The organism is Nocardia concava NBRC 100430, from assembly GCF_000308815.1.
In the GTDB taxonomy this organism is placed as follows: Bacteria; Actinomycetota; Actinomycetes; order Mycobacteriales; family Mycobacteriaceae; genus Nocardia; species Nocardia concava.
Genome location: NZ_BAFX01000042.1, coordinates 1 through 23,641, shown reverse-complemented (window position 1 = coordinate 23,641; position 23,641 = coordinate 1). Strand labels below are relative to the sequence as shown.

Annotated in this window: 22 protein-coding genes and 1 rRNA gene; 10 read left to right on the top strand and 13 right to left on the bottom strand. The window is 67.6% G+C overall.

The window, feature by feature from the left end; all coding sequences use genetic code 11:
• The first annotated feature begins 25 nt into the window (after positions 1 to 25).
• Positions 26 to 595 (top strand): isochorismatase family protein, encoded by a 570-nt coding sequence (locus ON43_RS07840; RefSeq protein ID WP_040805282.1) that lies wholly within the window; start codon positions 26 to 28, stop codon positions 593 to 595.
• 112 nt (positions 596 to 707) lie between these two features.
• Complete coding sequence (locus tag ON43_RS07835; RefSeq protein ID WP_040805364.1) at positions 708 to 2,759, top strand: ATP-dependent DNA helicase; 2,052 nt, start codon at positions 708 to 710, stop codon at positions 2,757 to 2,759.
• Between the two features lie 163 nt (positions 2,760 to 2,922).
• On the opposite strand, the gene ON43_RS07830 is transcribed toward ON43_RS07835, so the two are convergent.
• Together ON43_RS07830 and ON43_RS07825 are read right to left on the bottom strand one after the other, a co-directional pair.
• Complete coding sequence (locus tag ON43_RS07830; protein WP_040805279.1) at positions 2,923 to 3,450, bottom strand: DoxX family protein; 528 nt, start codon at positions 3,448 to 3,450, stop codon at positions 2,923 to 2,925.
• A gap of 179 nt (positions 3,451 to 3,629) precedes the next feature.
• A complete protein-coding gene (locus tag ON43_RS07825) occupies positions 3,630 to 4,997 on the bottom strand; it encodes an NCS2 family permease (protein ID WP_040805276.1) in 1,368 nt (455 codons plus the stop codon).
• A 271-nt stretch (positions 4,998 to 5,268) separates the two neighbouring features.
• Between ON43_RS07825 and ON43_RS07820 the strand changes: the two genes are divergently transcribed.
• Entirely contained in the window at positions 5,269 to 7,341 is a 2,073-nt protein-coding gene (locus ON43_RS07820; RefSeq protein ID WP_040805272.1) for an AMP-binding protein, read from the top strand.
• 1 nt (position 7,342) lies between these two features.
• Here ON43_RS07820 and glgP read toward each other — a convergent pair whose 3' ends face one another.
• Positions 7,343 to 9,910 (bottom strand): alpha-glucan family phosphorylase, encoded by a 2,568-nt coding sequence (gene glgP, locus ON43_RS07815; RefSeq protein WP_040805271.1) that lies wholly within the window; start codon positions 9,908 to 9,910, stop codon positions 7,343 to 7,345.
• A gap of 91 nt (positions 9,911 to 10,001) precedes the next feature.
• Here glgP and ON43_RS07810 point away from each other — a divergent pair, with 91 nt between their 5' ends.
• From ON43_RS07810 to ON43_RS07795, 4 genes are all read left to right on the top strand, one after another.
• Positions 10,002 to 10,661, top strand: coding sequence for a PaaI family thioesterase (locus tag ON43_RS07810; RefSeq protein ID WP_040805362.1), 660 nt, complete (start codon positions 10,002 to 10,004; stop codon positions 10,659 to 10,661).
• Between the two features lie 44 nt (positions 10,662 to 10,705).
• Complete coding sequence (locus ON43_RS07805; RefSeq protein WP_040805270.1) at positions 10,706 to 12,709, top strand: alpha-1,4-glucan--maltose-1-phosphate maltosyltransferase; 2,004 nt, start codon at positions 10,706 to 10,708, stop codon at positions 12,707 to 12,709.
• Positions 12,710 to 12,740: 31 nt separating this feature from the next.
• Positions 12,741 to 14,915 (top strand): 1,4-alpha-glucan branching protein GlgB, encoded by a 2,175-nt coding sequence (gene glgB / locus ON43_RS07800; RefSeq protein WP_040805268.1) that lies wholly within the window; start codon positions 12,741 to 12,743, stop codon positions 14,913 to 14,915.
• 92 nt (positions 14,916 to 15,007) lie between these two features.
• On the top strand, positions 15,008 to 15,223 hold the full coding sequence (locus ON43_RS07795; RefSeq protein WP_040805266.1) for a hypothetical protein: 216 nt from the start codon (positions 15,008 to 15,010) through the stop codon (positions 15,221 to 15,223).
• 60 nt (positions 15,224 to 15,283) lie between these two features.
• Here ON43_RS07795 and ON43_RS07790 read toward each other — a convergent pair whose 3' ends face one another.
• Together ON43_RS07790 and ON43_RS07785 are read right to left on the bottom strand one after the other, a co-directional pair.
• The gene (locus ON43_RS07790; RefSeq protein ID WP_051178118.1) at positions 15,284 to 15,904 is read right to left on the bottom strand and encodes a TIGR03086 family metal-binding protein; all 621 of its coding nucleotides are present in this window, start codon (positions 15,902 to 15,904) and stop codon (positions 15,284 to 15,286) included.
• Positions 15,905 to 15,917: 13 nt separating this feature from the next.
• On the bottom strand, positions 15,918 to 16,181 hold the full coding sequence (locus ON43_RS07785; protein ID WP_040805264.1) for an ArsR/SmtB family transcription factor: 264 nt from the start codon (positions 16,179 to 16,181) through the stop codon (positions 15,918 to 15,920).
• An 83-nt stretch (positions 16,182 to 16,264) separates the two neighbouring features.
• Between ON43_RS07785 and ON43_RS07780 the strand changes: the two genes are divergently transcribed.
• The gene (locus ON43_RS07780; RefSeq protein WP_040805262.1) at positions 16,265 to 16,633 is read left to right on the top strand and encodes a VOC family protein; all 369 of its coding nucleotides are present in this window, start codon (positions 16,265 to 16,267) and stop codon (positions 16,631 to 16,633) included.
• 10 nt (positions 16,634 to 16,643) lie between these two features.
• Here the strand turns inward: ON43_RS07780 and ON43_RS07775 are convergent, their stop codons facing one another.
• From ON43_RS07775 to ON43_RS07765, 3 genes are all read right to left on the bottom strand, one after another.
• Complete coding sequence (locus ON43_RS07775) at positions 16,644 to 17,507, bottom strand: tetratricopeptide repeat protein (RefSeq protein ID WP_040805260.1); 864 nt, start codon at positions 17,505 to 17,507, stop codon at positions 16,644 to 16,646.
• Between the two features lie 58 nt (positions 17,508 to 17,565).
• Complete coding sequence (locus tag ON43_RS07770; protein WP_040805258.1) at positions 17,566 to 17,937, bottom strand: DUF3817 domain-containing protein; 372 nt, start codon at positions 17,935 to 17,937, stop codon at positions 17,566 to 17,568.
• 116 nt (positions 17,938 to 18,053) lie between these two features.
• Positions 18,054 to 19,238 carry an acetyl-CoA C-acetyltransferase gene (locus tag ON43_RS07765; RefSeq protein ID WP_040805256.1) on the bottom strand — a complete coding sequence of 395 codons (1,185 nt, stop codon included), beginning with the start codon at positions 19,236 to 19,238 and terminating at the stop codon, positions 18,054 to 18,056.
• 23 nt (positions 19,239 to 19,261) lie between these two features.
• Here ON43_RS07765 and mce point away from each other — a divergent pair, with 23 nt between their 5' ends.
• Both mce and ON43_RS07755 read left to right on the top strand, forming a co-directional pair.
• Entirely contained in the window at positions 19,262 to 19,849 is a 588-nt protein-coding gene (gene mce / locus ON43_RS07760; protein ID WP_373283411.1) for a methylmalonyl-CoA epimerase, read from the top strand.
• A gap of 86 nt (positions 19,850 to 19,935) precedes the next feature.
• Positions 19,936 to 20,907 (top strand): coiled-coil domain-containing protein, encoded by a 972-nt coding sequence (locus ON43_RS07755; protein WP_040805254.1) that lies wholly within the window; start codon positions 19,936 to 19,938, stop codon positions 20,905 to 20,907.
• A gap of 90 nt (positions 20,908 to 20,997) precedes the next feature.
• Here the strand turns inward: ON43_RS07755 and ON43_RS07750 are convergent, their stop codons facing one another.
• The 5 genes from ON43_RS07750 to rrf form a co-directional block, all read right to left on the bottom strand.
• The gene (locus ON43_RS07750; RefSeq protein ID WP_157513946.1) at positions 20,998 to 21,456 is read right to left on the bottom strand and encodes a hypothetical protein; all 459 of its coding nucleotides are present in this window, start codon (positions 21,454 to 21,456) and stop codon (positions 20,998 to 21,000) included.
• Between the two features lie 87 nt (positions 21,457 to 21,543).
• Positions 21,544 to 21,849, bottom strand: a complete 306-nt coding sequence (locus ON43_RS07745; RefSeq protein ID WP_040805251.1) for an Rv1322 family protein — start codon at positions 21,847 to 21,849, stop codon at positions 21,544 to 21,546.
• 10 nt (positions 21,850 to 21,859) lie between these two features.
• Complete coding sequence (gene nucS / locus ON43_RS07740; RefSeq protein WP_040805250.1) at positions 21,860 to 22,537, bottom strand: endonuclease NucS; 678 nt, start codon at positions 22,535 to 22,537, stop codon at positions 21,860 to 21,862.
• Positions 22,538 to 22,560: 23 nt separating this feature from the next.
• A complete protein-coding gene (locus ON43_RS07735; RefSeq protein ID WP_063712508.1) occupies positions 22,561 to 23,283 on the bottom strand; it encodes a rhomboid-like protein in 723 nt (240 codons plus the stop codon).
• Positions 23,284 to 23,440: 157 nt separating this feature from the next.
• Positions 23,441 to 23,557: ribosomal RNA gene (gene rrf, locus ON43_RS07730) — 5S ribosomal RNA — on the bottom strand.
• Positions 23,558 to 23,641 lie beyond the last annotated feature (84 nt).

The following is a 23,641-nucleotide window of genomic DNA, read 5'->3' as shown; positions in this document are numbered from 1 at the left end:
TCACTCCGGCCCCGGGAGGCAGCCCATGAGCCGAGCGCTGATCGTCGTCGACGTGCAGAACGATTTCTGTGAGGGCGGATCGCTGGCCGTCGCGGGCGGCGCGGCGGTGGCCGAGCGGATCTCCGAATACCTGGGCGTGTCCGACTACTCCGCCGTCGTCGCCACCCGCGACTTCCACATCGATCCGGGCGCGCACTTCTCCGCCACGCCCGACTACATCGACACCTGGCCCCCGCACTGCAAGGTCGGCACCCCGGGCGCGGACTTCCACCCGAACCTGCACACCGCCCCCATCCAGGAGATCTTCTCCAAAGGCGCCTACACCGCGGCCTATTCGGGCTTCGAGGGCACCGCCTCCGACGGCTCCACCACCCTCGCCGACTGGCTGCGCGACCACGACATCGACGCCGTCGACGTCTGCGGCATCGCCACCGACCACTGCGTCCGAGCCACCGCCCTGGACGCCCGCGCCGAGGGCTTCGACACCCGAGTCCTCCTCGGCCTCACCGCCGCCGTCTCCCCCGACACCGTCTCCACCGCCCTGGACAAACTCCGCGCCTCCGGCGTCGAGCTGGCCGGAACCCTCGAAAGCTGACCCGGCCACGGGCCCACCTCACGCCTGCCCGGATCGGCGGATTTCGGTCCTGACGGGCGGGGCGGCGAGGTTTGCGCGGGGGTTGTCGGCGCGGCGCAGTAATCTGGCCGCCGTGCCCGAACTGCCTCCCGTACCGAAGCTGTTGGCCACTGCTGTCGAGGCGTTGGGGGGTAAGGAGCGCACCGGGCAGCAGACGATGGCCGCCGCGGTGGCGCACTCGATCGATACCGGGGAGCACCTCGCGGTGCAGGCGGGGACGGGTACCGGTAAGTCGCTGGCGTATCTGGTGCCGAGCCTTCGGCATTCGGTGCGGACCGGGCGGACCGTGGTGGTGTCGACCGCGACCATCGCGCTGCAGCGGCAGCTGGTGGATCGGGATCTGCCTCGCCTGGCCGAGGCATTGGCCACGCCGTTGGGGCGGGTGCCGCAGTTCGCGATTCTCAAGGGGCGGAACAACTATCTGTGCCTGAACAAGATCAATAGCGCGATTCCGGAGGAGCCGGAGGCGGAACTGTTCGACGCCTTCGCCATTTCCAAGCTGGGCCGCGAGGTGCAGCGGCTCAACGAATGGGTCTCCGACACCGAGACCGGCGATCGCGACGAACTCACCCCGGGCGTCAGCGACCGCGCGTGGCGGCAGGTGAGCGTGAGTTCGCGCGAATGCATGGGCAAATCGCGCTGCCCCTTCGGACAGGACTGCTTCGCCGAGAAGGCGCGCGCTGAATCCGGCCAGGCCGATGTCGTGGTGACCAATCACGCGCTGCTGGCCATCGATGCCATCAGCGGCATCCAGGTGCTGCCCGAACACGATGTCGTGGTCGTCGACGAGGCGCACGAACTGGTCGACCGGGTGACCGGCGTGGCCACCGCCGAACTGTCCACCTCCGCCATCAGCGCCGCCGCCAAGCGCTGCACCAAGCTCATCGACGAGCAGGAGGTGGACCGGCTCGAGGGCGCGGCCGAGGCCTGGCACAGCCTGCTCGACGATCTGAATCCCGGCCGCTGGGACCGCATGCCGGACGGCGCGGCCCCGGTGCTCGCGCTGATCCGCGACGCGGCCTGGAACGCGCGCACCGCCCTGGCCCCGCAGGGCGGCAGCTCGGCGCAGGGCGATCCGGAGAGCGCGGCGGCTCGCAATCAGGCGCTGGCGGCCGTCGAGGAGGTGCACGACGCCGCGGTGCGAGTGCTCACCACCTTCGAGGAAGCCGATCCATCCGCGCACCGCGATGTCATCTGGCTGGCTTCCGAGGATGTGCGCGGGGTGCCGCGCCGCACCCTGCACATGGCCCCGCTGTCGGTGGGCGGCCTGCTGCGCAGTCGCCTGTTCGGCACGGCCACAGTGATTCTGACCTCGGCCACCCTGCAGATCGGCGGCTCCTTCGACAATCTCGCGGTGACCTGGGGCCTGCCGCCGCAGTCGGCGTCGAAGGTGGATCCGGCGCTGGCCAATGGCGCCGAGGCGCCGTCCGACGAGAAATCCCTGCGCTGGAATTCCGTCGACGTCGGCTCCCCGTTCGACCACGCCAAATCCGGAATCCTCTACGTGGCAAAGCATCTGCCCGCGCCCGGCCGGGACGGGCTGCCGCAGTCGTATCTGGACGAGATCGAGCGGCTGATTCTCGCGGCGGGCGGGCGCACGCTGGGCCTGTTCTCGTCCATGCGGGCGGCCAAGGCCGCCACCGAAATTCTGCGGGAACGCCTGGACACCCCGATCCTGTGCCAGGGCGACGACGCCACCGGCGCGCTGGTCCGCAAATTCGCGGACGACCCGGAAACCTCACTGTTCGGGACGCTTTCGCTGTGGCAGGGCGTGGATGTGCCGGGCCCGTCGCTGAGTCTGGTGATCCTGGACCGCATTCCGTTCCCGCGCCCGGACGATCCACTGCTGGTGGCCCGCCAGCGCGCGGTGGAATCGCGTGGTGGCAATGGTTTTCTGTCCGTGGCGGCCAATCACGCGGCGCTGCTGCTGGCGCAGGGAACGGGCCGTTTGCTGCGCAGTACCGACGATCGCGGAGTTATCGCAATTCTCGATTCGCGACTCGCCACCGCACGCTATGGCGGTTATCTCCGAGCATCTTTGCCGCCCTATTGGGAAACGTCCGATCCCCAAGTTGTGACAAAAGCTCTCGAAAGACTGACAAATAGTGTCGCGCAAATGAAATGACATCTGTGAGAACAGTCACAGGGGTGGTTCTTACTTCTGATCAGAAGTAAATTGGCTTTCGATACTCCGATGTACCCCCCAATTCCCACATCGGACGTGTCCGTCGTCCCCGCGCCAAGCCCTGCACGCGGCGCGGGGACACCGAAAATTCTTTTACCTCCGCCTACTTCACGGCGAGTGTGATCAGCCCGGCCACCACGCCCAGTGCGATCGCCGCGGCGCCCCAGACCAGACCCTGACGCTGCCACGGCCGACCGTGATCCAGCGAGAGGCGGCCCGGACCAGTGAAGGCGAGTGCCACGGCGGCGATGCCGAAGACCGCGGGCGCCTCCCACATCGCGAAACCGCCACCCCGGGTGACGTTCACGGCATTGATCATGGTGCCCAGCGCGATGGCGGCGCCCAGCGGCGTCAGCAACCCGAGCGCCAGCAACAGACCACCGGCGATCTCGCTCAGCCCGGCCAGGGTCGCGAAGAACTTGCCCGGGTCGTAGCCCATGCCCTGGAAGGCCTGCGCGGTGGCGTCGAGGCCGTAGCCGTTGAACCAGCCGAACAGCTTCTGGCTGCCGTGCACGGCCAGCAGGCCGCCGAAGCCGACGCGGGCGGCCAGCAGGCCGATATCGGTGCCGGTCACGCCGTTCGCGGCGGTGGCGCGGGCGGTCGCCGCGGTGGTGTTCAGGGTTGCGGTCATGTTCGGGGTCCTCGTCTTTCGGGTCTTACGGCTCTTGGGCGATTTCAACCGGACCATGGTCCGCTTCGAAAGCCTACAGCAGATCCCCAACGAGAACGGGCGCGAGGCTATTCCGCCGCGCGCCCGTTGGTTGAAGGGGTTTCAGGGGAAGCCCCTGAGAGTCCGAGAGTCGAGTTGCGTTACTCGGCCAGGAACCAGAAGTAGTACAGGAAGATCGCCATGAGCACCCACATGATCGGGTGGATCTCCCGCGCCCGCCGCTTGGCCACCATGACGATCGGGTAGAACAGCAGCCCCATGGCGATGCCGTTCGCGATCGAGTAGGTCAGCGGCATCATGATCACGGTGATGAAGGCCGGGACCGCGTATTCCAGCTTGTTCCACTCGATCTCACCCAGCGACCGGGCCATGAGCACGCCGACCACGATGAGCGCCGGTGCGGTCACCGCCGAGACATTGGCGAAGGTCGCGAAGACCGGGAAGAAGAACAGCGCGACCAGGAACCAGAAGGCCGTGGACACCGCGGTCAGGCCGGTCCGGCCGCCCGCCGAGACACCCGCGGTGGATTCGACGTACGCGGTGGTCGAGGAGGTGCCGATGATCGCGCCCGCCGCGGTGCCGACCGAGTCGGCGGCCAGCGCCTGGCCCGCGCGCTCCAGCTTGCCGTCCTTGGTGAGCAGCCCGGCCTGGTTGGCGACGCCGATCAAAGTGCCGGAGGCGTCGAAGAAGTCGACGAACAGCATGGTCAGCACGACCACGATCATCTGACTGGTGAACGCGTTGGGCAGGTGGATGATGGCCTGCCCGAAGGTCTGATCCAGCCCGTGCGGCATGGCCGCGACCGAGCTCGGCAGGTTCACCAGACCGGTGACGATGCCGACCACGGTGGTGGCGAGGATGCCGTAGAGCACCGCGCCGTGCCAGCCCAGCACCAGGAACACCACGGTGACGACGAGTCCGAACAGCGCCAGCAGGGTGGTGCCCTTGTGGAAGTCGCCCAGGTGCACGAAGGTGGCCTCGCTCGCGGTGACGATGCCCGCGCTCTTGAGGCCCAGGAACGCCACGAACATGCCGATGCCGGCGCCGACGGCCAGCTTCATCTGCATGGGGATGGCCTCGATGATCTTCTCGCGCACCTTGGTCACGGCCAGCACGAAGAAGATGACGCCCGACAGGAAGGTGCCCGAAAGGGCTTCCTGCCACGGGATTCCCATGTGCAGCACGACGGTGTAGGCGAAGAAGGCGTTGAGGCCCATGCCCGGCGCCAGCGCGACCGGGTACTTGGCCCACAGGCCCATGACCAGCGTGCCGAAGATGGCGGCGATCGCGGTCGCGGTGAACACGGCCTGGATCGGCATGCCCTTGTCGTGGAGATCGCCGGCGGGCCCGTCGCCCAGGATGCGCGGGTTCACGGCGAGCACGTAGGACATGGCCAGGAAGGTGACGGTGCCGGCCATCAGCTCGCGCTTGAAGGTGGAACCGTGTTCGCTGATGCCGAAGTACGCGTCGACGCGCCCCTTGGTGCGCGTGAGGACGTCGGTGGTCATGAGTGTGGTGTCTCCAGTCGGAGGAAGGTACGAAGGTTGCCGTGGGAACCGTACTTGTTCCGTATGTCCGAACATGAACCGACCCGGCGAATCGTGAGCTACCGCACCGCCAGAGGCTTGGTTCCGCGGCCCTACCAGCGCAATTCACCCGCTATTTAAATAATTACCGGCCAGTAATTTAAGGCCCTTGACCCTTATTGTCTGGGACGTTACAAATACGTAATCAGCCGGGGGTTATCAGGGGAACCGGCCAGGCAGAAGTAGTACGCCAGTGGTAACCGATGTCATCGACGCGGTCGCGGAGTTCGCGATCGCCCGCAAAGCTATCTGGGATGCGCTGATCGAGCCGCAGACCTATCCCCGACTATTTCCCGGAATCGGCGCATGCGAACAACTCGATACCGTGGACGCGCACCCCACGCTGAATATGCGCGTCGGCGGCCACGGCATCGAGGTGCACGTGGTGCGCGTCCAGTTGCATGTCACCCGCACCGGCGAGAGCTTCGAGCTGCACAGCCCCGATCACGGCAGCTTCGCCGTGGTGCGGCTGCGCGGCGACGGGCAGCACACGCGTGTCTACGTCACCTATTTCAAGGCCGGGCTGGTGCATCCGGTGCTGGCGCAGCTGCCGAATTCGACGGTGGTGGCCTGGACCCAGGCCGGGCTCAAGCGGGTCGCCGATTCGATCCTGGGCACGCCCAGCTCGCTCATCGTCAATGGCGAGGACTCGCCGATGAAGCTGCAGGCCGGAGTGGTCAAGCAGATGGTGAGCTCCGGTGTGGTGCGCACCTTCCGCCCGGATGTCGGGTTGAAACAGATTGGCGGACTGGCCAAGTGGGGCTTCAGCCTGGCCGGCGGCTACGCCGCGGCGGCCGCGCACTCACCGCAGCGCACCGCCATGATCGACGACCGGTACTCGAGCACTTTCGAGCAGTTGAACGCGCGCACCAGCGCTCTGGCGGGTGCGTTCGCCACACTCGGGTTCGGCCCGGGCACCGCGGTCGGACTGCTGTGCCGCAATCACACCGGCATGGTCGAGTGCATGGTGGCGGCCGGTAAGTCGGGCGCGGACGCGGTGCTGCTCAATACCGGGCTGCCCGCGCGGCAGGTCGAGGAGATCGTGGGGCGGCATCAGCTCTCGGCGCTGTTCGTGGACAGCGAATTCGAGCATCTGGTGCGATATCTGCCGCCGGAGCTGCCGCGCTTCACCAGTGACGACCTGCCGCCGGCTGCGCAGAACTACAACGATACGGGGCGCACCACGATCGAGGACCTCATCGCCATGCGCCAGGAGCCGCCGCGCAAGCCGCCGCGGCCGGGACGGCTGGTCGTGCTCACCTCGGGGACCAGCGGGACGCCCAAGGGTGCGCGGCGACCGCACCCCAAGGGTTTCGGGACGGTGGCGGCGCTGCTGTCGCGAATCCCGTTCGGCACCAACGAGACCATGTTCATTCCGGCCCCGCTGTTCCACACCTGGGGGCTGGGGGCGCTGCAGATCTCCACGCCCATCCGGGCCACGGTGCTGCTGGGCGACCGCTTCGACGCCGAGGACTGCCTGCGGCGCATTGCCGAGAACCGGGTCACCGCGTTGATCGTGGTGCCGATCATGGTGAACCGGATCCTGGACCTGCCCACCCATGTTCGCGCCCGCTACGACCTGTCCAGTCTGCGGATCGTGGCCAGTTGCGGTGCGCCGCTGGCGGGTGCGACGGTGCTGAAGTTCCTGGATGCCTTCGGCGACATCCTCTACAACGTGTACGGCTCCACCGAGGTGTCGTGGGCCTCGATCGCCGATTCGGCGGATCTGCGCATGTCCCCCACCACCGCCGGGCGGCCGCCGCTGGGCACGAAACTCGGTGTGCTGGGCCCGGACCGGCGGCCGGTGCCGGTGGGCGTGACCGGGCGCATCTTCGTCGGCAACCACATGCTCTTCGACGGGTACACCGACGCGACGCCGCCCGACGAGGCCGACGGCATGCTCGATACCGGCGATGTCGGGTACCTGGACGCCACGGGCAAGCTGTTCGTGGCCGGGCGCGACGACGAGATGATCATCTCCGGTGGCGAGAACGTCTTCCCGCGTGCGGTGGAGGAGGCGCTGTCGCATCTGCCGCAGGTGTCCGAGGTGGCGGTGGTCGGGGTTCCCGATCACGAATTCGGCCAGCGCCTGGCCGCTTTCGTGGTGAAGCGGCCCGGCTCCGGACTCGATTCCGACATGGTGCGCAACTACATCCGGCATCGGGTGAGCCGGTTCTCGGTGCCGCGCGATGTGACCTTCCTGGACTCGTTGCCGCGCAATACGACCGGGAAGATCCTCAAGCGGACGCTGATCGCGCCGACCTGAGTTACGGGCTGGGCGTGGCGATCAGGCCCAGTTCGGCGTCGGTGGCCAGCAGCGGGTGGTGCGGGAGGATCCGGATCGTGTAGCCGACCGCACCGGAGATCGGGACCGGGGTCTGGATGGTGAAAACATCCGCGCCGGAATCGGTTCCGTGGTGCTGCATGGGGAAACTGTGGACGTCGGTGAGGTCGTCGGTCGGTGAGACCCGGCCGAGCACGGCCTGCACGCTCACATCGGACGGGGTCAGCCCGCCCAGATCGATGCGGGCACGCAACGCCAGTTCCGCGCCGATGACCGGGATATCGGGCAGCCCGGAGCTGTCCACCTGCAGGACTTTCACACTCGGCCAGGCGGATTCGACGCGGCGGCGGTACACCGACAGGTCCTGCGCACCCTTGAAGTCATTGGCGGACACCGCTTCGAAGGCCGCGGCCGTCGGCGCGTAGTAGTCCACCGCGTAATCGCGAACCATGCGCGAGGCCAGCACCTTCGGACCGAGAGTCCGCAGGGTATGCCGGACCATCTCCATCCAGCGCACCGGCAGCCCGTCGTGGTCGCGGTCGTAGAAGCGCGGCAGCACAGCGCGTTCCAGCAGTTCGTACAGCGCCGAGGCCTCGAGGTCGTCACGCCGGTGCTCGTCGCGGACGCCGTCGGCGGTGGGGATGGCCCAGCCGTTCTCGCCGTCGTACATCTCGTCCCACCAGCCGTCGCGAATGGACAGGTTGAGGCCGCCGTTGAGGGCCGACTTCATGCCGGAGGTGCCGCAGGCCTCGAGCGGGCGCAGCGGATTGTTCAGCCAGACATCGCAACCCCAGTACAGGTAGCGGGCCATGGACATGTCGTAGTTGGGCAGGAACACGATGCGGTGGCGCACGGCCGGATCGTCGGCGAAGCGGACGATCTGCTGGATGAGGGCCTTGCCGCCGTCGTCGGCCGGATGCGACTTGCCCGCCACGACCAGCTGCACCGGGCGCTCCGGATCGAGCAGCATGGCGCGCAGGCGTTCCGGATCGCGCAGCATGAGCGTGAGGCGCTTGTAGGTCGGGACGCGCCGGGCGAAGCCGACGGTCAGCACGTTCGGGTCGAAAACCTCGTCGACCCAGCCGAGTTCGGCGGGCGCCGCGCCGCGCTCGAACCAGGATTCACGCAGCCGGCGGCGCACCTCGTCGACCAGGACGCCGCGCAGCGAGTTCCGGGTGGACCACAGTTCGCGCAGGTCCACATCGCACAGCCGCTCCCAGCCGCGCGCCTCCTCGACCAGTTCGTCGCCGATGAGCTCACGCGCCTTGTCGATCCATTCGCGCGCGGCCCAGGTGGGGGCGTGCACGCCATTGGTGACCGAGCCGATCGGCACCTCGGCGGCGTCGAAGCCGGACCACAGCGGGGCGAACATCTCGCGGCTGACCTCGCCGTGCAGTTTCGATACGCCGTTGGCGCGCTGGGCGAGTCGCAGACCCAGGTGGGCCATGTTGAACACCGACGGATCGTTCTCGCGGCCCATGGCCAGGATGCGATCGACCGAGACGCCCGGCAGCACAAGGGATTCCCGCTCGCCGTGCGCGCCGCCGAAGTAGCGCCGCACCAGGGCGCTGGCGAAGCGGTCGATACCGGCGGGGACCGGGGTGTGGGTGGTGAAGACCGTCCCGGCGCGGACCGCGGTCAGCGCGGTGTCGAAATCCATTCCGGCGGCCATGTATTCGCGAATGCGCTCGATGCCGAGGAATCCGGCGTGGCCCTCGTTCATGTGGAAGACGTCGGGGTCCGGCAGGCCGTTGGCGCGGGTGTAGGCGCGGACCGCGCGCACGCCGCCGATACCGGCCAGGATCTCCTGTTTGATGCGATGGTCCTGGTCGCCGCCGTAGAGCCGGTCGGTGACGGCCCGCAGTTCGGGATCGTTGTCGGCGATATCGGAGTCCAAGAGCAGCAGGGGAATCCGGCCCACCTGCGCGATCCACACCCGCGCCCGCAGCACCCGGCCCTCGGGCATGGCCACGTGGATGAGCACCGGCGCGCCGCCCTCGGTGAGCAGCCGCAGCGGCAGGCCCATCGGGTCCAGTGCCGGGTAGTGCTCGGCCTGCCAGCCGTCGGCGGTCAGCGACTGCCGGAAATAGCCGGAGCGGTACAGCAATCCGACGCCGATGAGCGGCAGGCCCAGATCCGAGGCGGCCTTGAGGTGATCGCCCGCGAGAATCCCCAGCCCGCCCGAATAGTTGGGCAGCACCTCGGTGACACCGAACTCCATGGAGAAGTAGGCGATTCCGCGCGGCCCGCGCTGCTGCTTCTGGAACCAGCGCGGCCGGGCGAGGTAGTCGGCCAGGTCAGCGGCGGCCGCATCGACCCGCCGTGTGTAAGCATCATCCACGGCCAGCTCGTCGAGCCGTTCGGCCGGAACCTCCCCCAGCATCCGCACCGGATCGTGCCCGACCTCCACCCACAGCCGGGGATCCAGTTCGGCGAACACATCCTGTGTGGGCCCATGCCAAGACCAGCGCAGATTGGTCGCCAGCTCCGTCAATGCGGACAACCGCTCCGGAAGATGGGCGCGAACGGTGAATCGACGCAGTGCCTTCACCTCTGTAGACCCTACCCGGGGGACCGTCTGCGCAGCTCACTACCGGTGCCCCGCGGTGAGCATCCGCTAAGCAACCGATAACGTGTTCTATATGAGCGAGCAGCAGATCGAGGCCGTCGACGGACAGCCCACCCAGGAGCATCACGAGGGCGGGTTCCGGCCGATCCGAGAACTGGGGCGCGACAACACCAAGGGCGGGGCCCACTACGGGGAGTTCATCGACCAGGTGCGCGGCCTGATGGACCGGGTGCGGCTGGCCGATCCGTCCGACGAGCTGGGGCTCGAGGTCATCGCCACGCTCAAGGAGCTCAACGACAAGCTCGACGAGGCGGTGGTGAGCGAGTGGGACGCGCCGTCCTGGCATCGCAACGACCTGCCCTCGCGCGGCAATATCACCCTGCCGCCGTTCGAGGTCGACGCCGCGGGCAAGGACGGGGTGCGGGCGCGCATCACCTTCCGCACCTTCCACCTGGGCGGCAACAACGCGGCCCACGGCGGCCACATCGCGCTCGGCTTCGACGACCTGCTCGGCATGACGGCCGCCGTCTACACCAAGCAGGCCACCCGCACCGCCTTCCTGCACGTCGACTACCGGTCCATCACGCCGCTGAACACCGAACTGCAGCTGCGCGGCTGGGTGGAGCGGCAGGAGGGCCGCAAGGTGTTCGTGCGCGCCACCCTGCACGACGGTGACCGGCTCTGCGCCGAGGCGCACGGCCTGTTCGTGCTCCTCAAGCCCGGCCAGCAGTAGTCCGCTCCGGTAACCGGGGAGGGCACTCCGGTAAGTTCGAGGGCGTGACCGGCCGCATCGCCATCGATGACACCGCCCCCGCGATTCCCGGCGGCCGGGCCGCGAAGGCCGTGGTCGGTGAGGTCGTGCCGGTGCGGGCCGTGGTCTGGCGGGAGGGCCACGAGGCGGTGTCCGCCACGCTCGCGGTGCGCGGGCCGGGTTCGTCTCGCACACAGCGCATTCGCATGACACCCGAGTACGAGCCGGACGTCTTCAACGCGGTGTTCACCCCTGGCAAGCCCGGACGCTGGACCTTCCGCATCGAGGGCTGGAGCGATCCCATCGCCACCTGGCGCTCGGGCGTCGAGGCCAAGCTGGCGGTCGGGCAGAGCGCCGTCGATCTGGCCAACGATCTGGAGATCGGGGCGCGGCTGCTGGAACGGGCAGCGCAGGCGGTGCCGAAAAAGCAGTGGGAGATCCTGCGCGACGCGGCCGCGGCCCTGCGCTCCGACGCCCAGCTGCCCGCGCGGGTGGCCCCGGCGTTCGGCGCCGAGGTGAGCGCGATCCTGCGGGCAACGCCCTTGCGCGAGTTCGTGACTCCCGGACCGCTGCACGTGGTGCAGGTGGAGCGGCAGCGGGCGCTGTACGGGTCCTGGTACGAATTCTTCCCGCGCTCCACCGGCGGCTGGGATGCCGACGGGAAGCCGGTGCACGGCACCTTCGCCACCGCCGCCAAGGATCTGCAGCGGATTGCCGCCATGGGCTTCGACGTGGTGTATCTGCCGCCGATCCATCCCATCGGCACGGTGAATCGCAAGGGCCCCAACAACTCCCTGACCGCCGGGCCCGAGGATGTGGGCTCGCCGTGGGCCATCGGGTCGGCCGAGGGCGGGCACGACGCCATCCATCCGCTGCTGGGCACCGAGGCCGACTTCACCGACTTCGTGTCGGAGGCACGGGAACTGGGCATGGAGGTGGCGCTGGATCTGGCGCTGCAGTGCGCGCCCGACCATCCGTGGGTGGCGGCGCATCCGGAATGGTTCACCACGCTGCCCGACGGCACCATCGCGTACGCGGAGAATCCGCCGAAGAAGTATCAGGACATCTATCCGCTGAATTTCGACAATGATCCCGACGGGCTCTATGCCGAGGTGCTGCGGGTGGTGCGGCATTGGATCGGATTGGGCGTCACCATATTCCGGGTCGACAATCCGCACACCAAACCGGCGGATTTCTGGGAATGGCTCATCGCCGAAATTCACCGGAAGCATCCGGAGATCATTTTCCTCTCCGAGGCATTCACCCGCCCGGCCCGCATGTACGGATTGGCGCGGCGTGGATTCAGCCAGTCCTATACGTATTTCACGTGGCGCACGCACAAACACGAAATCGAGGAATTCGGCAGGGAATTGGCGGCCAAGGCCGATGAGGCGCGGGCCAATCTGTTCGTGAACACCCCCGACATCCTGCACGAGAGCCTGCAGCACGGCGGGCCGGGCATGTTCGCCATCCGCGCGGTGCTGGCGGCCACGCTCGGACCCAGCTGGGGCGTGTACTCCGGCTTCGAACTCTATGAGCACCAGGCGGATCGGCCCGGCAGCGAGGAGTACCTGGATTCGGAGAAGTACCAGCTGCGCCCGCGCCGCTTCGCCGAGGCCGCGGCGCGCGGGGAATCGCTGGAGCCGTGGCTGACCCGGCTCAACGAGATCCGGCGCGCGCATCCGGCGCTGCAGCAGGTGCGCTGCATCCACTTCCACCACACCGACAGCGATGCGCTGCTGGCCTTCTCGAAGTTCGATCCCACCACCGGTGATGCCGTGCTGGTGGTGGTGAACCTCAATCCGTTCGGGGCCGAGCACGGCATGGTGTCGCTGGATCTGCCGGCCATCGGGCGCGAGTGGCACGACCGGCCGGTCGTGTACGACGAGATCAGCGGCGAGGAATACCACTGGGGGCAGAGCAATTTCGTGCGCCTGGACCCGGCGCGCGCGGTCGCGCACATCCTCGCCCTGCCCGCGGTCCCGGCCGCGGCGCGCACCGAACTCGCCCATCGCCGGTCATTCCGATGAAGACAGCCTTCCGGTGACGCACGGCGTTGCGATGAATCGCCGCGACCTGCTGCTGCTGGCGGCGGGCACCCATCCCGATCCGCACACGGTGCTGGGGGCGCATCCGCATCCGGACGGGACCGTCATCCGGGTGCTGCGGCCGCACGCGGACACGGTGGCGGCGCGTATCGGCGGCGTGGATCATCCACTGGCGCACAGTGATCGCGGCGTCTTCGAGGGCGTGGTGCCGTTCGCCGACCTGTGGGACTACCGGATCGTCGCGTCGTATCCGGGCGGGCGCACGGTGGTGGAGGCGGACGGGTACCGCTTCCTGCCCACGCTCGGCGAGGTCGATCTGCATCTGCTCGGGGAGGGTCGGCACGAGCGGCTCTGGGAGGCGTTGGGCGCGCATCCGAAGCGCTACACCACCCTCGACGGCGAGATCGCGGGGACGGCCTTCGCGGTGTGGGCCCCCAATGCCCGCGGTGTCGCGGTGATCGGCGACTTCGACGGGTGGAGCGGAAACACCGCGCCCATGCGAAGACTCGGCGATTCCGGGGTGTGGGAGCTGTTCCTGCCGGGCATCGGACCGGGGGCGCTCTACAAGTACCGGGTGCACGGCGCGGACGGGCGCACCGTCGACCACGCCGATCCCATGGCCTACGCCACCGAGGTGCCGCCCGCGACCGCATCGGTGATCACCGAGAGCGAATTCGCCTGGGGCGACGGGGAATGGCTGCGGACGCGCGCGATGACCGACCCGCTACGCGCGCCGGTCAGCATCTACGAGGTGCATCTGGGCTCGTGGAGGCCGGGGCTCGGCTATCGCGAGATCGCCGATCAGCTCGCGGAATACGTTCTCGCCCAGGGCTTCACGCATGTGGAGTTGCTGCCGGTGGCGGAGCATCCGTTCGGCGGCTCGTGGGGCTATCAGGTCACCTCCTACTACGCGCCGACCGCCCGCTTCGGCTCGCCCGACGACTTCCGGTATCTGGTGGATCACCTGCACCGCAATGGCATCGGCGTGATCCTCGACTGGGTGCCCGCGCACTTCCCGCGCGACGAATGGGCGCTGGCGCGCTTCGACGGCACCGCGCTCTACGAGCACGCCGACCCCCGCCGCGGTGAGCAACTCGACTGGGGCACCTACATTTTCAACTTCGGCCGCCACGAGGTGCGTAACTTCCTGGTCGCCAACGCCCTGTACTGGATCGAGGAATTCCACGTCGACGGCCTGCGCGTGGACGCCGTCGCCGCCATGCTCTACCTCGACTACTCGCGCCCGGGCTGGGAGCCGAACATCCATGGTGGCCGCGAGAACCTGGAGGCCATGTCCTTCCTCCAGGAGATGAACGCGACCGTGCACAAGCATCATCCGGGCGTGCTGACCATCGCCGAGGAGTCCACCACCTGGCCCGGCGTCACCCGCGCCACCGAGGTGGGCGGGCTCGGCTTCACCATGAAATGGAACATGGGCTGGATGCACGACACCCTCGGGTATCTCGCCCACGATCCGGTGTATCGCGCGTGGCACCACAACGAGGTCACCTTCTCGCTGACCTACGCCTGGAGCGAGAACTACGTGCTGCCGATCAGCCACGACGAGGTCGTCTACGGCAAGGGCACACTGTGGACCCGCATGCCCGGCGACGATTACACCAAGGCGAGCGGGGTGCGGGCGCTGCTGGCCTACATGTGGGCGCATCCGGGCAAGCAGCTGCTGTTCATGGGCCAGGAGTTCGGTCAGTTCCGGGAATGGAACCACGACCGCGGACTCGACTGGTACGAGCTGGAAAACCCACTGCACCAAGGGATTCAGTCGCTGGTCGGCGACCTCAACCGGCTCTACGCGGCGAGCCCGGCGCTGTGGAGCCAGGACACCTCGCCCGGCGGGTACGCCTGGATCGATGCCGACGACCGCGACAACAATGTGCTCTCGTTCCTGCGCTACGGCACCGACGGCTCCCTGCTCGCCTGCGTCTACAACTTCTCCGGGCGGCAGCTCGACGGGTATCGCATCGGATTGCCGGGGCCCGAACCGGATTCGTGGTTCGAGGTGCTGAATACCGATGCCGTCGCCTACGGTGGCGGCGGGGTGGGAAATTCCGGCGAGATTCGCGCCGAGGCACTTTCCTGGCACGGCCGTCCGATTTCGGCCGCACTGACGCTCGCGCCGCACAGCGCCGTCTGGTTGTCGCGCATGCCCCCGATTCCAGGGGCACGGTAATCAAGGTCAACCCATTCCGAATGGAAGCGGGTAGGACTGAATTCAGCGGCGTCGCAACCGAATTGCCTTATACCCCGAAGGAATGAATCTGTATGAAGAAGCTCGGAACCTTCGCTCTGATCGGTGCGGCCGCGGCCGGAATCCTGACCGCGGGCGCCGGCATCGCCGCCGCTGACGACACCGTCGAGGCCAAGCCGATCATCGCCGTCGGCGAGCCGGATCCGACCAGCTCCGGGTCCTCCACGCTCGTGAAGAGCCTCACGGATCTGCTGTCCACGGGCAGCGCGAAGGCCGGAACCACCAAGTAATACACAGGTTCCCCACTTCGCGGGGAAAGTGGGGAACCGCGGGGCTCACGGTCCCGCCGATCACTCCGGCCAGCCGGGCGACCGGCCCAGCACCGCGAGAATCCGATCCAGACCCGACGCGCCCGCCGCGTCCAGCGCGGGAGCGAAGGCCGCTCCCGGCTCCTCCCGAGCCGCACCGCCCGGCACCGCCTCGGCCACCGGCAGCCCGGCACTCAGCAGGTCCTCGTCGAATTCGACGGCCACTCCCAGCGCCCGCGCCACATCCCAGGCGTGCACGATGTAGTCGATGAAGTGAAAGCTGATCGCCAGCGGCGCGGGAACCACTACGCCGCCGCGGATCTCGGGCAGCGGGAACTGCCGCTCCAACACTCCGGGCTCCGCGAACGCCGCCAGCACATGCTCGGCCGCTTCCCGATACTCCCCCACCGGATCGGCACCCAGCGGCTGCGGCTTCCACAGCGCGATATCGCCTTCCCCACGCGAGGCGGCGGCGAATCCGTAGTGCTGAACAATCATGTGCTCCAGCAGATCTCGCAGATTCCAGCCCGCGCACGGCGTCGGCGCGTCCAGATCGGACGCGGCCATCCTCTCCACCACCTCGATGCTCGCGCGCACCGCCCGCCCATCCAGCGCGATCAGTTCGGTCCCGGACTTCAACAATTGGTCGTATGTGCTTATCATAAGCATCAGCGTACTAATCCGGTAGAACCGCGGCAAGCAATCCCGGAAAACATCGATCCAGCTCCGCACGACGCAGCGTCATGAACCGCGCCTTGCCCTCGGCACGGGTATCCGTCAGCCCGGCCTCGCGCAGAATGCGCCAGTGATTGGAGAGGGTCGAGCGCGGCACCGTCAGATGCGCTGGGCTGCAAGACACTTCATCCCCGGAAGCCATCGCGCGCACCAACTCCAGCCGCACCGGATCCCCCAGGGCGTGCAGCACCGCGACGAGATCCATGGCAGTTCTCCCTCGATTGACGGACTCGGCCCACCGAGCATACTGTCGATTCGTCAATTCGGGATTATCGAAATGAGGAGCCCGTGGCCATTCAGAGCACCCTGGCGCGCGTCTACGTCGACGACCTGGACACCGCACTGCCCACCTTCACCGCCCTGACCGGCGAACAGCCGCGGCTGCGGTTCGAATACCGCGACCTGGAACTGGCAGGCATCGGCGGCTATCTACTCATCGCCGGAACCCCGGAAGCCCTTGCGCCCTACCGGGATACGCACGCCACCACGGTCATCGACAACCTCGACACGGTGCTGGAGCTGATCGCCGCGGCGGGCGGGGACATCGTCGACGGTCCCAACGATGTCCCCACGGGCCGCAATCTGACCGTCCGCCACCCCGGCGGCGCCCAGATCGAATACGTCGAATTCGACCCCGCCAAGCTGGCGCGGGTCTGAACAAGAACTCCTAGTACAGCGCGGCGGCCAGCTTGCGGCGGGCGGCGACCACGATGGGCTCGGCCGGATCGAAGAGCTCGAAGAGTTCGAGGAGCTTGGTGCGAGCCCGGGTGCGGTCGTCGCCGGCGGTGCGCTTGACCTGGGCGATGAGGCGATCGAAGGCGGCCTCGGGCTGCTGGTTGAACATTTCGAGATCCGCGGCGGCCAGGGCGGCGTCCAGATCGGACGGGTCCGCCTCGGACTTGGCGATGGCGCCCGGATCGAGATCCTGTACGCGGGAAAGGAATTGGACCTGCCGCAGGGCGGCCTTGGCCTCCGCGTTGTTCGGCTCGGCGGTCAGGATGGCCTGGTAGGCGGCGATGGCGGCGTCGAAATCGCCGTTCTCCAGCGCCTCCTCGGCGGCCACGAAGCGCGGATCCTCGGGGACCTCGGGCTCGGCATCCTCCGCACCACCCGCGCCGACGCCGGGGAGCTTGCCGCGCACGGCGTCCACCACGGCGGCGATCCAGCCGGTCACCTGCTCCTCGGGCTGGTTGCCGGTGAAGTCGGCCAGCGGCTGGCCCGCGGCCACCGCGACCACGGTCGGGATGCCCTGCACGCCGAAGGCCTGCGCGATTCGCATATTGGCCTCGGCCTCGACGGTGGCCAGATCCCAGTCACCGCCGCCCTGGCCGACCAGCTTCTCCAGCAGCTTCACCAATTCGATGCTGCCCGGGCTGCGCTGCGAGTACAGCGCCACCACCACCGGCACCTGGGTGGAGCGCCGCAGCACTCGATCCTCGAAATTGGCCTCGGTGACGGCGTGGTCGCCGGGAACATCCCCGGCCGGAGCGGCCGGCTGCTTGAGGGCGGACAGGTCAACCGCGCCCGACATGGCGGCGGCTGCGGCGGCGGAAGGACGGCGTGCTGGTCGAGTCACGACATCCAGTTTGTCACGAACGCGCGGCGGCGGGTGTCGCGGCTTGGCTCAGCTCACCGAGCTGACCGGAGTTGATGGCCCAGCGCTCGAACCACACGGAGGTGAACGGCACCACCGAGGACAGCAGCGCGAGACCCGTGGTCTTGCCGGGCCATTCGAATTCACGCGAGGCCAGCAGGCAGTTGATGGCGTAGGCCAGGAACACGATGCCGTGCAGCATGCCGAACACCATCACCGGCCACTTGATCGGCTGATCGGCGATGCCCAGCGCATCCGCGCGCTTCAACGCCGAGCCGATGAAGAGGAGCACCCAGGAGGGAACTTCCAGAAGGCCGAAGAACCGCACGCGCTTAGCGACCGTAGACAGGTCGAACAGATCACCCATGGTGCCTATTCTGCCGGACGAGCTACGACAGCCTGTCGTGGAGCTGGTCACACGCAGTGATACGAACGGCCCCGGCTCGTTTGGAGCCGGGGCCGTTCGGTAATGGCTGTATCTGCTTACTTCACGCGGATGATGAGGGCGTCGCCCTGGCCGCCACCGCCGCACAGGGCGGCCGCGCCGATGCCGCCGCCGCGACGCTGGAGCTCGAGCGCCAGGTGCAGGACGATGCGGGCGCCGGACATGCCCAGCGGGTGGCCGATGGAGATGGCGCCGCCGTTGACGTTCACCTTGTCCGCGTCGATGCCCAGCTTGCGGGTGGAGGCGATGCCCACGGCCGCGAAGGCCTCGTTGATCTCGACCAGGTCCAGGTCGGCGGGCGAAATGCCTTCCTTGGCACAGGCTTTCGCGATGGCGTTGGCGGGCTGCTCCTGCAGGCTGGAGTCCGGACCAGCGACCACGCCGGCCGCGCCGATCTCGGCGATCCAGCTCAGGCCCAGTTCCTCGGCCTTGGCCTTGGACATGACGACCACCGCGGCCGCGCCGTCGGAGATCTGCGAGGCCGAACCGGCGGTGATGGTGCCGTCCTTGCGGAAGGCGGGGCGCAGCTTGCCCAGCGACTCGACGGTGGTGTCGGCGCGGATGCCCTCGTCCTCGGCGAACTGGATCGGGTCGCCCTTGCGCTGCGGGATGGCAACGGGGGTTACCTCGTTCTCGAAGACGCCGTTCTTCCACGCGGCGGCGGCCTTCTGGTGCGAGGCGGCGGCGAAGGCGTCCTGCTCCTCGCGGCTGATCTTGTCGGCGTCGTTGCGCTGCTCGGTGAGCGCGCCCATCGCCTGGTCGGTGAAGATGTCGTAGAGGCCGTCGTAGGCCATGCTGTCGCGCAGGTTGACGTCGCCGTACTTGAAGCCCTCGCGGCTCTTCTCCAGCAGGTGCGGGGCGTTGGTCATGGACTCCTGGCCGCCGGCGACCACGATCTCGTACTCACCGGCGCGAATCAGCTGATCCGCCAACGCGATTGCATTGATACCGGACAAACACACCTTGTTGACGGTGAGCGCCGGGACGTCCATCGGAATGCCGGCGGCGACCGCGGCCTGCCGGGCCGGGATCTGGCCCGCGCCCGCGGTGAGCACCTGGCCCATGATCACGTAATCGACCTGCTCGGGCGCGACGCCACCCTTCTCCAGCGCCGCCTTGATGGCGATACCGCCCAGGTCGGAGCCGCTGAACCCCTTCAGCGATCCGAGCAGCCGGCCGACCGGCGTGCGCGCGCCGGAGACGATGACGGAGGTGGTGGACACGATGAGGGCCTCGCTTACGTCGTATGGTGACCGCTCCGCCAACCATCGGAGTGGTACTCCACGGTAACTCCCGGCACTTCGGGCAGGGTATGTGGGTGCGCGCTACCGTTCGTGGTGTGAGCAACACCGAGAACACGACGGCGGCGCCGTCGGAGAAGACCGAATTCATCCCTTCGGAATACGTCGTCGCCGTCGATCATGTGGGAATCGCTGTGCCCGATCTCGATTCGGCGGTCGCCTGGTACCGGGACAATCTCGGCATGGTCGAGACGCATCGCGAGATCAATGAGGCGCAGGGCGTCCACGAGGCCATGCTGTCGGTGCCCGGCACGCCGACGGGCTCGGTAGCTCTGCAGTTGCTGGCTCCGCTGAACGAGGAGTCGACCATCGCAAAGTTCATCGATCGAAACGGGCCTGGCCTGCAGCAGCTCGCATATCGGGTCACCGATGTCGAGGCGGTTTCCGCGCAACTGCGTGAACGGGGCTTGCGTTTGCTGTACGCAGAGCCGCGAGGTGGAACTGCTGGTTCCCGCATCAATTTCATCCACCCCAAGGATGCTGGCGGTGTGCTGGTCGAACTCGTCGAACCGGCCTCGAAAACTACCCACTAGTACCGACATCCGGCGCCCTAAAGAGGCTGTAACAACATTCGCGGTCGGGTCACCATCAGTGGTCGTCAGGCTGTAGTTTGTGGGGCATGTCGTCCACTGAGCCCGATCGTAATCGCTTCGTTGCACTGCCCTTTACCGTTGTGCGGAAGGGCTATGACCGTGACGAGGTGCGTAACTACTTCGACCGTTTCGATGCCGAGCTAAGGGTCACCGCGACCGATCGCGATGCCGCCGCGGCCCAGGCCCGCAATCTCGCAGCCCAGCTCGAGGATGCCCGGGACGAGATCGACGAGCTCCGTAAGGAGGTCGACCGGCTCTCCGTGCCGCCGACCACCGCCGAAGGTATGTCCGATCGCATCTCGCGCATGCTGCGCCTGGCCTCCGACGAGGCCTCCGAGGTTCGTGCCCAGGCGCAAGCCGAAGCCGCGGAAATGATTTCGATCGCCGAACAGCAGGCGACCGAAATGCGTGGGAAGTACGAATCGCTCCTCTCCGAGACCAAGGAGAAGCGCGAAGCGCTCGAGATCGAATTCGAGCAGACCCTCGCCAACGCGCGCTCCGAGTCCGCCAAGATCGTCGAAGCCGCCAATGCCGAGGCCGACCGCCTCACCAAGGAGTCCGAGGCCAAGCGCAAGGCCACGCAGCAGGACTTCGAGGTCACCATGGCCGAGCGCCGCACCAAGCTGACCCGCGCCATGGAAGAGCTGGAGGCCACCTCGCGGGCCGAGGCCGCCCAGCGCATCAAGGACGCCACCGACGAGGCCAACCGCCTCATCACCTCGGCGACCAACACCGCCGATCGAAAGATCGCGCACGCCAAGGAACTCGCCGAGGAAATGCGCGTCCTGCGCGGCCGCGTCCTGGCCCAGCTGCTCGGCATCCGCGGCCAGCTCGACTCCGTCCCCGCCATGCTCGCCGCCGTCAACCGCGAGAGCGAACTGCTCGACGGCGCACCGGAACAGCGCTCCCTCAACAAGGGCGGCCGCAAGGCCATCTCCGACGCCCGTGACGACGACGATCTCGTCGACGAGCGCGAGAACGCCGAAGTCTCCAGCTAATTCACTCCACGGGCGACAACCCGAAGCCGTTCGAAGGCCGCTTCTCCCCCTCGGGAAGCGGCCTTCCTTATTTCCTAACCGGCGACTCGACTACCAAGAGCCAGTGGACGACTGACATTTGGAGCCGCTGCTTCCGCTGCTGACGACCTGCTGGCAGGGCAGCGAGGTGACGTCCACATCCTGCGACCCCGAGCTCGCCACCGATCCATCGGCGTTCAACTGTTGCGCGACGATATGGTGCGCGCCGAGAGTCGTTGGTCTGAACGGGATTCCGACCCAGCCGGAATAGGCGCCGCAATCATGGGGCGTCTGTGCGACGGGGCTGCCGGGCATCGGTTTGCCATTGTCGGTGAACGCCACGGACACCGTCGTCACCCCGTCGCAGGGCAGGACCTGCGCCTGCGCGACCCAGTCGTTGATACCCGTGCCCCCGCTGCTGGTGCGAACGACGACCGACGTGACGTCCGCGAATGCGGTGGGAGTGCCGGTCACGCCGACCATGACCGCCGTGAAAGCACCCAGCGCAAGGCCGATTCGCGTGTACTGCATATGAAACCCCTTGTGGAACACAAACATTTAAGTTCCACGGAGCGTAGCGATCCCTCCGCCGAGCCGAAGCCCCCGAGTTTCCGGGGCTCAGGACCAGCGGCGGGTGATGGTGCGGGTGTTGCGGCCCTTCCAGCAGCCGGTGTGCCAGTGGCGGCGGTCGTCCTCGCCGTCGTGGGCGGCCCAGGCGACGATATGCGGTGTGCCGGGCGGGATCACGTGATCGCAGCCGGGGCAGCGGTAGGGCTTGGTGGCGCGGGTGCCGGGGACCGTGCGGACGATGAAGGTCTCGTCGGTGCCGGGGCCGGGCTCGGTGCGGCCGAAGACGTCGCCGAGCGGGCGCGGGTCCGTGTTGGACCGCGCCGCGTCCTTGGGTCTGGGCTTCCGGCGGGGCATGGTATCGAGGTTAGAACAGGCGGAATTCGTCGGACTCGGTGCCACGGAGGGCGTTGTAATCCAGCGTCAGGCAACGGATGCCGCGATCGGTGGCCAGGGTCTTGGCCTGAGGCTTGATCTGCTGGGCCGCGAAGACGCCCGCCACCGGGGCCAGCAGGGGGTCGCGGTTGAGCAGCTCGAGGTACCGGGTGAGCTGTTCGACGCCGTCGATCTCACCGCGGCGCTTGATCTCCACGGCGACCGTCGCGCCGTCCGCATCGCGGCACAAGATGTCGACCGGGCCGATGGCGGTCATGTACTCGCGGCGGATCAGGGTGTACCCCGGGCCGAGGGTCTCGATGTGCTCGGCCAGCAACTCCTGCAGGTGGGCCTCGACGCCGTCCTTCACCAGACCCGGGTCCACGCCCAGCTCGTGCTTGGAATCGAGCTCGATGTCCTCGACCGTGATGCGGAGCTCCTCACCGGCCTTGTTGGTCACCACCCAGAGTTGACTTGCCTCCGAGTCGGTTTCGCGCTCCTCCAGCCAGCACGGCGGGCTCATCCAGTTCAGCGGCTTGTAGGAGCCGCCGTCCGAGTGGACCAGCACCGAACCGTCGGCCTTCATCATCAGCAGACGACGGGCCATGGGCAGATGGGCGGTCAGACGGCCAACGTAATCGACCTGGCATCGAGCAATCACAAGGCGCACCGGTCGAGTCTAGTGACCGCGATTCAGGCCAGCAGCATCAGGCAGGCGAAAACGGAACCGACTGCCAGCAACAGGTATTCCAGCCAGTTGAACGGGTGCAGCGGGGCCACCTGACGGCGAATCATGAGCCGGCCGATACCCAGGCCCAGGCACAGCGCCAGGAAGTGCCCGACATTCGTGAAGGTGTGCCAGACCAGGACGCCGCCCAGCGCCAGGGTGAGCCAGCTTGCCGCCCAGACGAATCGGCGATGCGCGGGCAGCACCGCGATCAGCGCGCCGACCACGGTCATCGCGCCATAACTGACGCCGACGTCCTCGACCATGGTGATGCTGTTCGGCACCAACTGCGACTCCACCGCGACCCACAGGCCGACGGCGACCAGCACGGTCGTACCGATATGCCCCAGCAGGAAGGTGTGCATGAGCTTCACGGTGCCGAACCGCCGCTCCGCCAACGCCAGCAGACAGGCCAGCAGCGGGACGATGATGAACACCGTGGCCGCACCCTCGCTCACCACGAAGGCGCTGGAGAACAGGGTGCCGAAGCGGCCGTCGGCCAGATTGTGCAGATTCGTGCTGGCGTGCAGCACGATTCGTGTCGCGGTCGACCCGCCGACGAGGGTGAGCGCGATGGCGACGGCGATCAACAGTCCGACATAGCCATAGGTCGCGGGCAGCCAGAATGCCGCCGGCCGAAACCGTCGACGGGAGACCACCGGCGTTGCCGGTACTGCTTCTACGACCATGCCCTCGATCATTGCCTGTCCATCCGCAGCGAGACTGACTCTCCGCTGGGAGCTTTCTGTGAACTCATATCTACGGGTATGTACCGGGGATACACCACCAACGTACCCGTAAACGCAGAAGGCCCCGACCAAATGGTCGGGGCCTTCGCGAATGATGTTCCGGCGGTGTCCTACTCTCCCACACCCTGTCGAGTGCAGTACCATCGGCGCAGGTGGCCTTAGCTTCCGGGTTCGGAATGGGACCGGGCGTTTCCCCACCGCTATAGCCGCCGTAACTCTATGAAACTATGCACCGCGCGCGGAGCCGGAAAGCCTTACTCCCGCAAGAGAGTTCGGAGATCCGTCTCAACACACGGCA